General features: G+C 72.5%; 11 protein-coding genes. 5 read left to right on the plus strand and 6 right to left on the minus strand.

Going from position 1 to position 14,212, the window contains the following annotated elements; translation table 11 throughout:
• Positions 1–167: 167 nt before the first annotated feature.
• From hpf to mtnA, 6 genes are all read right to left on the minus strand, one after another.
• Entirely contained in the window at positions 168–863 is a 696-nt protein-coding gene (hpf, locus tag RBJ77_RS41330; RefSeq protein WP_372349681.1) for a ribosome hibernation-promoting factor, HPF/YfiA family, read from the minus strand.
• 336 nt (positions 864–1,199) lie between these two features.
• Positions 1,200–1,988, minus strand: coding sequence for a ComF family protein (locus tag RBJ77_RS41335; RefSeq protein WP_372349682.1), 789 nt, complete (start codon positions 1,986–1,988; stop codon positions 1,200–1,202).
• Positions 1,989–2,344: 356 nt separating this feature from the next.
• Positions 2,345–4,102 carry an LpqB family beta-propeller domain-containing protein gene (locus RBJ77_RS41340; RefSeq protein ID WP_372349688.1) on the minus strand — a complete coding sequence of 586 codons (1,758 nt, stop codon included), beginning with the start codon at positions 4,100–4,102 and terminating at the stop codon, positions 2,345–2,347.
• Positions 4,103–4,191: 89 nt separating this feature from the next.
• Positions 4,192–6,321 (minus strand): MtrAB system histidine kinase MtrB, encoded by a 2,130-nt coding sequence (mtrB, locus tag RBJ77_RS41345; RefSeq protein WP_372349683.1) that lies wholly within the window; start codon positions 6,319–6,321, stop codon positions 4,192–4,194.
• Between the two features lies 1 nt (position 6,322).
• Positions 6,323–7,012, minus strand: a complete 690-nt coding sequence (gene mtrA / locus RBJ77_RS41350) for a two-component system response regulator MtrA (RefSeq protein WP_305128854.1) — start codon at positions 7,010–7,012, stop codon at positions 6,323–6,325.
• A gap of 4 nt (positions 7,013–7,016) precedes the next feature.
• Entirely contained in the window at positions 7,017–8,204 is a 1,188-nt protein-coding gene (mtnA, locus tag RBJ77_RS41355) for an S-methyl-5-thioribose-1-phosphate isomerase (RefSeq protein WP_372349684.1), read from the minus strand.
• A 140-nt stretch (positions 8,205–8,344) separates the two neighbouring features.
• Between mtnA and RBJ77_RS41360 the strand changes: the two genes are divergently transcribed.
• The 5 genes from RBJ77_RS41360 to RBJ77_RS41380 all read left to right on the plus strand — a co-directional run bounded on the left by RBJ77_RS41360 (position 8,345) and on the right by RBJ77_RS41380 (position 14,158).
• Complete coding sequence (locus RBJ77_RS41360; RefSeq protein ID WP_372349685.1) at positions 8,345–9,763, plus strand: glycerophosphoryl diester phosphodiesterase membrane domain-containing protein; 1,419 nt, start codon at positions 8,345–8,347, stop codon at positions 9,761–9,763.
• A 28-nt stretch (positions 9,764–9,791) separates the two neighbouring features.
• Positions 9,792–10,457 (plus strand): DUF4129 domain-containing protein, encoded by a 666-nt coding sequence (locus RBJ77_RS41365; RefSeq protein WP_372349686.1) that lies wholly within the window; start codon positions 9,792–9,794, stop codon positions 10,455–10,457.
• Positions 10,458–10,684: 227 nt separating this feature from the next.
• Complete coding sequence (locus RBJ77_RS41370; RefSeq protein WP_372349689.1) at positions 10,685–11,833, plus strand: DUF4350 domain-containing protein; 1,149 nt, start codon at positions 10,685–10,687, stop codon at positions 11,831–11,833.
• Complete coding sequence (locus RBJ77_RS41375) at positions 11,833–12,822, plus strand: MoxR family ATPase (RefSeq protein WP_255983632.1); 990 nt, start codon at positions 11,833–11,835, stop codon at positions 12,820–12,822. The genes RBJ77_RS41370 and RBJ77_RS41375 overlap by 1 nt, the downstream gene beginning before the upstream one ends.
• Before the next feature lie 25 nt (positions 12,823–12,847).
• Positions 12,848–14,158: a DUF58 domain-containing protein gene (locus RBJ77_RS41380; protein WP_372349687.1), complete on the plus strand. Its 1,311-nt coding sequence runs from the start codon at positions 12,848–12,850 to the stop codon at positions 14,156–14,158.
• Positions 14,159–14,212: the final 54 nt, after the last annotated feature.

Consider the following 14,212-nt stretch of genomic DNA (forward strand, 5'->3'; position numbering starts at 1 on the left):
CACCGGTTGACCCGGCTCGGCCATGATTTCATGCCCGGGCGTCCACGCGACGACGGTGCGGTGCACCAGGGGGTCGCACGAAGGTGCCCCCGGGGGCGCACGCGCCTCCAGGGGCACCCGATGAGTGGGTTTTCGGACAGCTTGCCGTCGGCTGCCGTCCGGCAGGCTCAGCCGCCGATGGCGTCGCCCGCGTCGGCGCTCCTCACTTCGGCGACCATGGGGTCCGTGCTGAGGTGGATGACACCGTAGTCGTAGGCGTGGCGTCGGTAGACGACGCTGGGTTCCTTGGTCTCGGAGTCGACGAACAGATAGAAGTCGTGCCCGACCAGCTCCATCTCGTAGAGCGCCTGGTCGAGCGACATGGGGGCTGCGACGTGCGTCTTCTCACGGACGACGATCGGGCCCTCGCCCTGGATCTCCAGCGATCCCACGCGGGTGATCGGCACGCCGTCGGCCTCGGTCTCGTCCCTGGCGACCGTGCCGTCCCCGTTGAGCGTGGCGGCGTCCGGGACACGCTCGGCGACCTCCGCCGCCGAGATCCGCTTCGTACCGCGCCGCGACGACCGCTTGTCGTGCTGCTTGCGCAGACGCGCGTCCAGCTTTTCCGTGGCCAGGTCGAGCGCCGCGTACGGGTCGTTCGCCGAGGCCTCTGCCCGGATCACCGGGCCGCGCGTGCGCAGCGTGATCTCCACGCGGTCGCACCGGTCGGCCTGGCGGGGGTTGGGCTCCTTGGACACCTCGACGTCGAGGCTCATCACCTTGCCGTCGAGCTTCTGGATCTTCTCCAGGTTCAGCTTCTCGGCCACGTGCTTGCGGAACCGCTCCGGTACCTCGGTCTTGCGGCCCTTGACGACGATGTCCACGCAGAACTCCGTTCCCGGATAGCTCCGCTCCAGCGGCGGAGCATCTCCCTCTTGCACCAGACTCCGGCCACTTCCGGAGTCTCGGACTCGGTGACTTCCACCTCCTCCTCCCCCGTGGACAAGATCTCCACCCCACCGTTCCGAGGGATTGCCAAAACATCTGCGCAAACCCATGGCACGGCATTCCGATATGCGAGGTACGCCGACCGTCTTTCCTGCCGAGTTCCTCACAACCGAACATATCTCGCCCGGACGGATGTCGTCACCCTCTACTGACGCGTACCTCCATTCAGGTGAATGGACTCTCTCACTACCTGCAACGACGCAGATTCCCGATCAGTTCCGGTTTATTTCGAAGGAATCCGGAGAAGCGGCAAGCACGGCTGCTCGGACCGTGATCGCGCCTGACATTCCAAGCCCTCTTGTGGCCCGGTCCGGTACTGCCCTACGATCCGCGCCTTCGGTCTCTTCCGTACGCGTCGCGGCGTGTATTGCGCGTGCCGCCTCCGCCAAAGAGGCACCGGTCGTCATGAGGTCGTCGACCAGCACGATCCGGCCAACTTCCGTGAGCAGCCCGGATCCACCGCCCACCACCTCCAGCGCACCCGCCACATTGGCCAGCCGCTGCCGGGCGTCGAGACCCGCCTGATCGGCCACCGCGCGCCGCTGGCGCAGCACCGCGAGCACCCGGGCCGGAACACCCGCACGGCGCAGCGAAGCCGCCGCCGACCAGGCGATCCGGCGCGTCGGATCGTGCCCACGCGCCCGCACGGCCCGCGCCGCCGAGGGCATCGGGACCAGCGCCACGGCCTCCCCTCCGCCCCATCCGGCCGCCGCCAGACCGGTCCGCACGGCCCCGGCCAGCGCCTCGCCGAGCGGCCCCGCGAGCCCCAGGGCGCCACGCTCCTTGTGCGCGAGCAGCACGGCCCGCACCGCGTCCCCGTACGGCGCGGCCGCATGCACGACGGGCAGCCCGACCGGCTCCGGACGCGGCCGCACCCGGCTCGGCCCAGCCCCGCGCACCGCCGCCGCGCACCGTGCGCACAGCGTCGTACGAGACCTGCCGCAGCCTGCGCACTGGGCCGGCAGCACCAGGTCGGAGAGGTCCTGCCACCACCCCCGCATACCCACCACTGTGCCAACACCCGCGCCACCCGGCCACCCCTGTGGACAACGCCCTGTGGACAACTGGCCTCGGCTGACGCAAAACTGCCGCACCGTCAGACGGCGTGCATCCAGGGGCGGGACGGTACCGGTACACGACCGCGCCGCGGGGCCGACACGTGACCGGCGCGCGGCGGCTGGTGCACGGCTAGCGCGCGCGGCTCGTCCACGGCTCGTGCACGGCTGGTGCACGGCTGGCGCGTGACCGGCAGGTGGTCGCAGTGGTGGGCCCGTCGACGGACCGTGGGCGGACCGCGGGCGGCCGTGGGCGGCCCATGGGCGCGAGCTACGCCCGAAACCCACGGCGAACCGGCGCACTACCCCGGATAGACCGGAGCCGTACCCTCCTTGAGCACCGACTGCCAGGCCGCCCCGGCGGGCAACCGCACCACCCCGTCGTCCGAGTGCGCCAGCAGCGGCAGCCCGTCGTTCTCCGACGCCGCGATCTCGCTCACCCGGGTCAGCCCCGGCAACGCCTGCCCGGTCGGCGCCGAGCCGTCGCTCTGCACGTACCGCATCTGCTGCAGCCCGTCGGGCTCCCGGCCGACCACCACGAGCCGGCTGCCGCCCGCCCACGACACGGCCGTGACCTCGTCCATCTCCGGTGCGGCCGGGCGCAGTTGGTCCACGGAGACCTCGATGCCCCCGTCACCGTCGGGATGCCGCTCGACCCGTCCGATCCGCAGCTTCGTCTTGCCCTTCTCCGTCACGAGCAGCGCGATGCGCGCCCCGTCGGCGGACATCTTCACCGCCTCGATCCTCGCCTCGTCGTCGAGCCGGCTGACGCGGACCTCGTGCAGCTGGTCGGCCTGGCCCTGCCCGAACATCAGCAGCCGCTTCTTCGCCGGATCGCGGTCGGCCACCCACAGATCGCCGCGCCCGTCCCAACTGGGCGTCGTCAGGCGGTCCTTCTCGTGGTCCGCACGGCTGCGGACCAGCGCGTCCCCCAGGGAGGCGCTGGTGACCATCGACGCCACGTACAGCGCACGCCCGTCGTTCGAGACCCCCGCCGCACGCTCCTGGTCGCGCGAGACCGCCACCGCGCTCAGCCGCTGGGTCCCCTCACCGAGCGGGCCAGGCACCTGCTCGGGCGCCTTGGTGGAACTGCCCTTGCCGGGCATCCGGACGAGCCGCTCCTTGCCGTCGAGGAAGTACATGTCGTCCATGCGCCCCGACATCCGCGGCGCCACCAGGGCGTCGGCCTGGGGCTCGGTGAGCGCGCACAGCAGTCCGCCGTCGGCACGCTTCAGCTCGACCTCGCCGACGCTCGACGACGACAGGTCCCGCAGGGAGAACAGCATCTGGGCCGCCATCTCCTTGCACCGGCCCTGACTGACCTGGTCAGCCGCCCGGTTCAGCGGCACCGTCAGCTTGTTCGCGTCGTCCGGGGCCAGCGACTTCACGCCGTCCTTCAGCTTCGTACCGGTCGGGAACGCCGTGATGACGACCGGGTTCAGCCACCTCGTCGGCCCGTCGAGCAGCTCCTTGACGGTCTCGGTCAGCGGGTCGGTCCACTGCCGTACGAAGACGGGGTCGGCGACCAGCCTCTTCTGCGGGCTCTCCTCGCTCGCCGGATCCACCGCGTAGTAGTACTTGTTGACGGACTGGTAGATCCGCTGGAAGTCGGACTCGCCGAGGACGACGCCGTCGGGCGGGTTGTCGATCCGCCACTGCTTGCCCTTGGCGGTGTCCACCTGACTGAGGTGGAGGGTCTCGTCGTACGGCTTCTGGTCCGGCTCGTACGCCTGCCGCTGGTCGACCTTGGCGACCTGCTGGCCGGTCAGCGAGAAGGTCTGCCCCTCGTCGCCCGCGTTCGGCCGGCCCGACGCGCCCGGGGTGGGGCCGTCGACGAGCACGACGGTCTGCCGGCCCGGCTTCCAGCTCTTCGCCGCCTTGGGCGTCAAGTATTTGCGAGCCATCGCGTACGACGGGTCGTCGCTGGTCAGCGCCTCCAGGAAGCCGTCGACGATGCTCAGCGGTCCCGCGTTGTCCCGCGGCGGCACGGCGAAGACGCGGACCTGGGAGTCCGGCCGCTGCGACGCCTCGACCGATTCCAGGCCGCCGCTCTCCGGCATCGAGGCGCAGCCGGCGAGCACGATCACACCGCACCCGGCCAGCGCTCCGGCCCGCACTCCACGCCGCCCGTGCGGCGTCCGCTCGTCCTTCACGACCGCCGTCGCTCCCCTCGCCGCGCTCCGAAGTCGTCGTCCGCCCCGTCCGCGCCGCCGCCCGTGGCCGCACCGTCATGCCGCGCCCCGGGGCCGTCGGCGGCCCCGTCCGCGCCCATCGGACCGGTCCCGTCCACCCGCTCTTCCCCGTCGTCCGGCTGCCGCGGCACGCTCGCCGTGTCCCGTCGCGACACCACCCGGGCACCGCTGCCCGGCAACGCCGTCGGATCCGCGGCCACCGCCTGCGCGATGCGCGGGGCGATCGGCGCCTTCGCGGGCACGGGCGGCGCCTGGACCGGCACCGTCGCGAGCTTCCTGCCGTCGGCGCCCGGCAGCCCGGCGTCACCGAGCCCGCGGTTGCGCCGCGAGTCCTCCGGCTCCAGCGGTATCGGCGAACCCCGCAACGCTTCGTCCGCCGTCCTGGGCAGCGTCAGCCGGAACTGCGAACCGCCGCCCGGCTCGCCCCACGCCTGCAGCCAGCCGCCGTGCAGCCGCGCGTCCTCCAGGGCGATGGACAGGCCGAGGCCGGTACCGCCGGTGGTACGCGCGCGTGCCGGGTCGGCCCGCCAGAAGCGGCTGAACACCCGGGTCGCCTCGCCGGGCTTGAGCCCGACGCCGTAGTCGCGCACGGCGACGGCGACCGCGCCACCTGCGGCGGCGAGCCGCACCACGACGTCCTTGCCCTCGCCGTGCTCCACCGCGTTCACCACCAGGTTGCGCAGTACGCGCTCCACCCGGCGGGCGTCCGCCTCGGCGACCACCGGCTGGTCGTCACCGACGATCCGGACGTGCGTGCCCTTGCGCTCGGCGAGCGGCTCGGCGCCGCCGACGACCCGCCGTACGACTTCCCGCAGATCTATCGGCTCGGCCTCCAGCGCTGCCGCACCGGCGTCGAACCGGCTGATCTCCAGCAGGTCCGCGAGCAGCGACTCGAACCGGTCCAGCTGGTCGGCCAGCAGCTCCGCGGAGCGCGCGGTCACCGGATCGAAGTCGACCCGCGCCTCGTGGATGACATCGGCGGCCATCCGCACGGTCGTCAGCGGCGTCCGCAGCTCATGGCTCACGTCCGACACGAACCGGCGCTGCATCCGCGACAGATCCTCCAGCTGCTGGATCTTCAGGTGCAGGTTCTGCGCCATCTTGTTGAAGGCTTCCCCGAGGCGCGCGATGTCGTCCTCGCCGGTCACCTTCATCCGTTCCTGGAGGCGGCCCGCGGAGAGCCGCTCGGCCACCCCGGCCGCCATCCGCACGGGCGTGACGACCTGCCGCACGACGAGCCAGGCGATGGCCCCGAGCAGCACGACCACGAAGAGTCCCGCCGTCGCCAGCGTGCCCTTGACCAGGCCGAGCGACTTCTCCTCCTGCGTGAGCGGGAAGAGGTAGTACAGCTGGTAGGGCTTGCCCTGCGGGTCGGTGAGGCGCTTGCCGACGACGAGGCCGGGCTGCGACTCCTCACCGTCGTCGAAGACGATGCGCGTGTACTCCTGGGACGCGCTGGTCATCCGGTCGACCTGCTGGCGCAGCCCGTCCGGCACGCTGCGGTCCGGCACCACGCCGCCGGAGCCACGCGGCGCCCGCCCGCTGCCGCTGTCGGTGTCGCCGGGGCTCAGCGTCACCACGTAGAAGGCGCCCTTTCCGCCGCTGGACAGCTGGGTGACGAGCTCGCTCATCCAGTTGTTGGCGTTCGACGTCGTGCGGCCGTCGGCTCCCGGCGTGCCGTTGCGCGCGCCGGCCAGCGCGGAGTCCGCCTTGTCCTTGGCCGCGCGGAACCCGCCCTCGGCCTGGCTCTGCGACGCCTTCACCTTGGCGTCGAGCAGTCCGTTGCGCACGGAGCCGATGACGACGATGCCGAGCAGCAGCACCACACCGAGCGACATCAGCAGCGTCGTGACGACGACCTTCAACTGGATGTTGCGCCGCCACAACCGCATGGCGGGCAGCAGCGGGCGCCGCACCCAGCGCGTGAACAGACGCAGCACGGGGCTGCCGTTCATGCCGCCCTGGAGCAGCAGCCCGCCGTCGATGACCCGGCGCAGGCGTGAGCCCTGCCCGGTCGTCGGTCCCACAGGCCGCTCCGGACGAGACCCCGGCTTCCCGGGCGCCGAAGCGGCACTGTCCCGGGACACGTCAGCTCGGTCCGGCCTTGTAACCGACGCCACGGACGGTCACCACGATCTCCGGCCGCTCGGGGTCCTTCTCGACCTTCGAACGCAGCCGCTGCACATGCACATTGACCAGACGGGTGTCCGCCGCATGGCGGTACCCCCAGACCTGCTCGAGGAGCACCTCACGCGTGAACACCTGCCAGGGCTTGCGCGCGAGCGCGACCAGCAGGTCGAACTCCAGCGGCGTCAGCGCGATCGACTGGCCCTCCCGCTTCACCGAGTGACCGGCCACGTCGATGACCAGGTCACCGATGGCCAGCTGCTCGGGCGCGGGCTCCTCCGACCGCCGCAGCCGCGCCCTGATGCGGGCCACGAGCTCCTTCGGCTTGAACGGCTTCACGATGTAGTCGTCGGCCCCGGACTCCAGGCCCACCACCACATCGACGGTGTCGCTCTTCGCCGTGAGCATCACGATCGGCACCCCGGACTCCGCCCTGATCAGGCGGCACACCTCGATGCCGTCCCGGCCGGGCAGCATCAGGTCGAGGAGAACCAGATCGGGCTTGGTCTCACGGAAAGCGGCCAGCGCCTTGTCGCCGTCAGCTACGAACGACGGCTCAAAACCTTCACCACGCAGCACAATGCCGAGCATCTCGGCCAGTGCGGTGTCGTCGTCGACGACAAGGACTCGTCCCTTCATGTGCCACATCATCCCATTAGCTCATCGTTACCTGGCGTGACCTAGCACACAGTTCACCCAGGTCATCTGCTGTCACAGGCGCCACAACGCCCCACTCGGTGACGATCGCCGTCACCAATTCCGGCGGCGTCACGTCGAACGCAGGGTTGTACGCCTGCGTTCCCAGCGGTGCCACCGGGATCCCGCCTCCCGCCTCCACTCCGGCCAGCGGCGCCTGGGGCGCCGTGACCTCCGTCACTTCATGTCCGGCCCGCTGCTCCACCTCGATGGACGCACCGTCGGGAGTCTCAGGATCCACCGTCGTCACCGGTGCCACCACAATGAACGGCACATGGTGATAGCGCGCCAGCACGGCGAGCGGATAGCTCCCCACCTTGTTGGCGACCGAACCGTCGGCCGCGATCCGGTCCGCCCCGATGAGCACGGCATCCACCTCACCTGCCGCGAACAGCGATCCCGCCGCATTGTCCGTGAGCAGTGTGTACGCCATCCCGTTCCGAGCGGCCTCGTACGCGGTCAGGCGCGCACCCTGGAGCAGCGGACGGGTCTCGTCCACCCACAGCCGGCGCAGCCGCCCGGCCCGGTGCGCGGCGAGCGCCACCGCGAACGCCGTGCCCTCACCACCGGAGACCAGGGCCCCGGTGTTGCAGTGCGTCAGGATCCGGTGGGTGCCGCCGGTCAGCAGCTCGTCGAGCAGCCGCAGACCGTTCTCCGCCATCTTGGCGCTGGCCCGCGCGTCCTCCCGGTGCAGCTCCCGCGCCGCGGCGAGCGCCGCCGCCGCGGCCCGCTCCCGGACAGTCTCGGCATCGCCCGCCCCGTTCCCGAACGCGGACCGGTACGCCTTCTGCGCCCGGCGCACGCCGTACGCCAGGTTCACCGCGGTGGGCCGCGCGTCCGCCAGCGCGTCCGCCGCCTCCTGCACGTCGAACCCACGGGCGGCCGCGAGCGCCACCCCGTACGCCCCGGCGATCCCGAGCAGCGGCGCCCCGCGCACGGCCAACGTCCGGATCGCCTGCACCAGAGCCGGTGGGTCCGTGCACACCAGCTCGACTTCCTCGGCCGGCAACCGCGTCTGGTCGAGGAGCACCAGCACGGGCCCCTCCGCCGGTTCCTCCCAACGGATCGCCGGTAGGTCGATGGTCTTGGCCTGAATGTCCTCGCTGAGCTGTATGTCCTCGCTGGATTGCGCGTACTGATCAGCCATCCGCCCAGTCTGCCCCGTGGAGGCCCGACAATTGAAGGTGTCCAGCCCCTACGGGGCCAGGTCACCCTGTGCCCACCCCATGGCACGATGGCAGCCAACCTGCCGCCGCGACCGCGGACGGGCACCTTGAAGGAGCGACGATGAACGACACTCCGGGCTGGGCATCGCCCGGATCTGCCCCCTCCGACGGCCCCGACGGCAAGCGCCAGGACGACCCGGGCCAGAGCGACGACGCCCAGGGCACCGGCCCGCAGGACGCCGCTCCCCAGGACGCCCAGGGCCCCAAGTGGTCCAAGGAGCAGCCGCCGCCCGCCCAGTGGTCCGCGCCCTCCGGCCCGCCCGCCCCCGGCTCCGGCCAGACCCCGCCCCCGCCCCCGCCGCCCGCTCCGGGAGCCGGCTGGGGCAACGGCGCACCCGGCGGCCCGCCCGGCCAGTGGGGCACCCCGCAGGGCGGCCCCGGCGGCCCGGGCGGTCCGGGATACGGCGGAGGCCCTGGTTACGGAGGTCCCGGCTACGGCGGGGGCCCGGGATACGGCGGCCCCGGCTGGGGCGGCTGGCAGGGCAAGCCGATGGCCGCCAAGCCCGGCGTCATCCCGCTGCGCCCGCTCGGCGTCGGCGAGATCCTCGACGGCGCGGTGTCGACGATGCGCACCTACTGGCGCACCGTCCTGGGCATCTCCCTCACGGTCGCCGTGATCACCGAGATCCTGGTCGTGCTCCTCCAGGGCTTCATCCTCAACGACTCCGCGACCACCGACGCCCTCGACGACCCCAACGCCAGCGCGGGCGAGGTCACCCGCGCCATGGGCGGGGTCCTCATCGGCTCCGGCGTCGTCCAGGTGGTGACGCTGCTCGGCACGATCATCGCCACGGCCCTGCTGACGACGGTCACGAGCCGCGCGGTGCTCGGCAAGTCCGTGACCATAGGGGAAGCCTGGCGCGACGCCCGGCCGCAGGTCTTCAGGCTGCTCGGCCTGACGCTGCTGCTGCCGCTGATCGCCGCCGCGATCGTCTTCGTCGGCACCGTCCCCGGCATCCTCGTCGCCGTCTTCGGCTCGAACGACGGAGGCATCGCGCTCGCGGTCCTCGGCGGCGTCGTCGGGTTCGTCGTCGCGGTCTGGCTGATGATCCGCTTCTCGCTGGCCTCGCCCGCGCTGATGCTGGAGAAGCAGACCGTCCGCAAGGCGATGGGCCGCTCCACCAAGCTGGTCCGCGGATCCTGGTGGCGCGTCTTCGGCATCCAGATCCTCGCGTCGATCATCGCCGGCGTCGTCGCGTCGATCATCCTCGTCCCCTTCACCCTCATCGCGGGCGTGGTCAGCGGCGACGGCATGAGCAGCTTCCTCGACACCGGCGGCGACGCCGGCTGGGCCTTCCTGATCGTCAGCGGCATCGGCGCGGTGGTCGGCTCGACCATCACCTTCCCGATCACCGCGGGCGTCACCGTGCTGCTCTACATCGACCAGCGCATCCGCCGCGAGGCCCTCGACCTGGAACTCGCCCGCGCGGCGGGACTGCAGGACTACGGGAACACCTCCGGCGCCACCCCGGGGAGCTGATGCGGTGAGTGCGCCGGGGGGAGTGCGCATGGCCACGGCCTGGCTGACGCGCGCCGACGGGGACGGGCCACCGGTGACGATCCCGCGCGACGCCGCGCGGGAGGCCGCCGAGCGCGAGCTGTCCAAGCCCGCGTACCACGAGAACGACCCGAGCTGGTTCATGCGCGCCCTGAACAAGTTCTGGGAGTGGGTCGACAAGCTGTTCTCCGCGGCGTCCGGTGCCGCCCCCGGCGGCACCATCGGCCTCCTCGTGATCGTGCTCGCGGTCGTCGCCGTGGCCGCCGCTCTCTGGTGGCGCCTCGGCGCGCCGCGCCGCTCCCCCACGTCGACGGCCCCGCTCTTCGACGACCGCCCGCGCAGCGCCGCCGAACACCGCGCGGCCGCCGAGGCACATGCCGCCCAGGGCCACTGGAACCAGGCCGCCCAGGAACGCATGCGCGCCCTGGTCCGCTCCCTGGAGGAACGCGCCCTGCTCGACCCGCGCCCCGGCCGCACCGCGGACGAGGCCGCCACCGAAGCAGCCCGCCCGCTCCCCCAGCACGCCGACGCCCTGCGCGCGGCAGCCCGCGACTTCGACGACGTCACGTACGGAGGCCGCACCGCGACCCAGGAGACGTACCAGCGCCTCACCGCCCTGGACACCGCGGCGGAACGCACCACCCCGACCCTCGCCGCCCCGGGAGCACCCCGGTGACCGACCCCTCGACCCCGAACCCCGACCGGAGCCACGGCGCCCCCGCCGACGCCTCCGGCCACCGAAGCCCCGCGCCCCAGCCGCCGAGCACCCCTCAGCACCCGGCTGCCGCAGCGCCGCACCCCTCGCCACCATCGAGCGGCACGACCACCCTCACGGTCCCGCCCCCGCAACCACCGACGACGCCCCCCGAGGCCGGCACCTCGACGACCCCGACGGCCCGCCAGATCTGGACCCGCACGCGAGGCATCGCCCTGGCCCTGGTCGTCCTCCTGCTCGCCGCCGTCGTCATCGCGGTCGTCCGCTCCGGCGAGAAGCACGGCACGCTCGACCCGCGCTCCGCCGACCAGTACGGCAGCCGCGCCGTCGCCGAACTCCTCGCCGACCGCGGCGTGACCACACGCGTCGTCACCACGACCGCCGAGGCCCGCGCCGCGGCTGGACCGGACACGACGCTCCTGGTCGCCGTCCCCGACCTGCTCACGCCCCGCCAGCAACAGCAGCTGCGCGGCGCCACCGCCGGCTCGGGCGGCCGCACGCTCCTCGTCGCCCCCGGTGCCGCCTCGGTCGACACCCTGGCGCCCGGGGTCACCGCGGACCCCGCACCCAGCACCGACACGACGCTCGACCCCGACTGCTCCCTGCCGGCCGCCCGCAGCGCCGGCCCGGCGGACACGGGCGGCCTCCGCTACGACACGACGCGAACCGACGCCGACGCCTGCTACCCGAGCGACGGCGCCCCCACGCTCCTGCGCCTGCCGGACAAGACCGGCGACGGCAACGGCGACACGGTGCTCCTCGGCGCCCCCGACATCCTTCTCAACGACACCCTCGACGAGCAGGGCAACGCCTCGCTCGCCCTCCAACTCCTCGGTACCCGCCCCCACTTGGTCTGGTACCTCCCCTCCCTCTCCGACGACGCCGCGGCCACCGGCTCCGACGACCGCAGCTTCTTCGACCTGATCCCCTCGGGCTGGCTCTGGGGCACGCTCCAGCTCTTCATCGCGGCAGCACTGGCCGCCCTGTGGCGCGCACGCCGACTGGGCCCCCTGGTCCCCGAACGCCTGCCCGTCGCGATCCGCGCCTCCGAAACCGTCGAAGGCCGAGCCCGCCTCTACCGCAAGGCGAACGCCCGCGACCGCGCCGCGACAGCTCTGCGTATCTCCACCCGCACCCGCCTGGCCCCCCTCATCGGCGTCCCCCCGTCCCAGGCCCACACGCCCGAGACCTTCCTCCCGGCCCTGGCACGCCAACTCCCCACGCCCCACCAGGACCTGCACGCCCTCCTCTTCGGCCCGCCACCCGCGACCGACGCAGCACTCATCGCACTCGCCGACCACCTCGACGCCCTCGAAAGAGAGGTACGCCATTCATGATGGACCCGACCACTGACAACGCCGGGCCCACGACCGATCCCCGCAGCTCACGGGCCTCTTTGGAAGCCCTGCGCACGGAGATCGCCAAGGCCGTGGTCGGCCAGGACCCCACCGTCACGGGCCTGGTCGTGGCCCTCCTGTGCCGCGGCCACGTCCTGCTCGAGGGCGTGCCCGGCGTGGCGAAGACGCTCCTCGTCCGCGCCCTGGCCGCAAGCCTCGAACTCGACACCAAGCGCGTCCAGTTCACCCCCGACCTGATGCCCAGCGACGTCACGGGCTCCCTGGTCTACGACACCCACACCTCGCGCTTCTCCTTCCAGCCGGGCCCGGCCTTCACCAACCTCCTCCTCGCGGACGAGATCAACCGCACCCCGCCCAAGACCCAGTCGTCCCTCCTGGAAGCCATGGAGGAACGCCAGATCACGGTCGACGGAACCCCGCGCCCGCTGCCGGACCCGTTCATGGTGATCGCGACCCAGAACCCGGTCGAGTACGAGGGCACCTACCCCCTCCCCGAGGCCCAACTGGACCGCTTCCTCCTGAAGTTGAACGTCCCCCTCCCCACCCGCCAGGACGAGATCGACGTCCTGACCCGCCACGCGTCCGGCTTCAACCCCCGCGACCTGCGAGCGGCCGGCATCCGCCCGGTGGCCACGACGGCCGACCTGGAAACGGCCCGCGCCGCGGTGGCCAAGACCCAGATCTCCCCCGAGATCACGGCCTACGTCGTCGACATCTGCCGCGCGACCCGCGAGTCGCCCTCCCTCACCCTCGGCGTCTCCCCGCGCGGCGCCACGGCCCTCCTCTCCACGGCCCGCGCCTGGGCCTGGCTGACCGGCCGCGACTACGTCACCCCCGACGACGTGAAGGCCCTGGCCCTCCCCACCCTCCGCCACCGCATCCAGTTGCGCCCGGAGGCAGAGATGGAAGGCGTCACGCCCGACTCGGTGATCAACGCGATCCTCACCCACGTCCCCGTCCCCCGCTGACGAGGCCGGAGACGAGAGACCCGACATGGCCCTCACCGGACGCACGGCCCTGCTCGCAGCCCTGGGCTCCCTCCCCGTCGGAATCTGGGAGCCCAGCTGGACAGGCATCCTCGCCGTCAACACCCCCCTGGCCCTGGCCTGCGCCTGCGACTTCGCCCTGGCCGCCCCCGTACGCCGCCTGCGCCTGACCCGCTCAGGCGACACGTCCGTGCGCCTCGGAGACCCGGCCGACGTCACGCTCACGATCACCAACCCCTCGCGCCGCCCCCTGCGCGCGCAACTCCGTGACGCGTGGCCCCCGAGCACCTGGCGCCCCGGCACGGAGTACGACGCGTCACGCCACCGCGTCACGATCCCCGCGGGCGAACGCCGCCGGGTGACAACCCGCCTCCTGCCCACCCGCAGAGGCGACCGCCAGGCGGACCGCGTCACGATCCGCTCCTCCGGCCCGCTCGGCCTGTTCACCCGCCAGGGCACGCACAGCGTCCCCTGGACGGTCCGCGTCCTGCCCCCGTTCCACAGCCGCAAGCACCTCCCCTCCAAGCTGGCCCGCCTCCGTGAACTCGACGGCCGTACCAGCGTGTTGACCCGAGGCGAGGGCACGGAGTTCGACAGCCTCCGCGAGTACGTCCCCGGGGACGACACCCGCTCCATCGACTGGCGCGCTACGGCCCGCCAGTCCGCGGTCGCCGTCCGCACCTGGCGCCCGGAGCGGGACCGCCACATCCTTCTGGTCCTCGACACCGGCCGCACCTCCGCCGGCCGGGTCGGCGACGCCCCGCGTCTGGACGCCTCGATGGACGCGGCGCTCCTCCTGGGCGCCCTCGCATCCCGCGCCGGCGACCGCGTCGACCTCTTGGCCTACGACCGCCGCATCCGCGCCCTGGTCCAGGGCCGCACCGCGGGCGAGGTACTTCCGGCCCTGGTCAACGCCATGGCACCCCTGGAACCGGAGCTGATCGAAACAGACGCCCGAGGCCTCACGGCAACGGCCCTGCACACAGCACCCCGCCGCTCCCTCATCGTTCTTCTCACGTCGCTGGACGCAGCCCCTGTCGAAGAGGGCCTGCTCCCGGTTCTCTCCCGCCTCACCAAACGCCACACGGTCGTGGTCGCCTCCGTGGCCGACCCCGAGATCGAGACGATGGCAGCGGCACGCGGCAATACCGACGCGATCTACGACGCCGCTTCGGCGGCCCAGGCAAAGGCCGAACGTCTCCGCACCGCGGAACAACTGACCCGCCACGGCGTCACGGTCGTCGACGCCACCCCCGCCGAACTGGCCCCCGCTCTCGCAGACGCCTACTTGTCCCTCAAGTCCGCCGGCCGCCTATAACCACCAATACAACGCACAACGAGCCCCGCGAATAGGCGGGGCTCAAACAATCTT

The sequence above is a fragment of the Streptomyces sp. KL116D genome, from assembly GCF_030766975.1.
GTDB lineage: Bacteria > Actinomycetota > Actinomycetes > Streptomycetales > Streptomycetaceae > Streptomyces > Streptomyces longispororuber_A.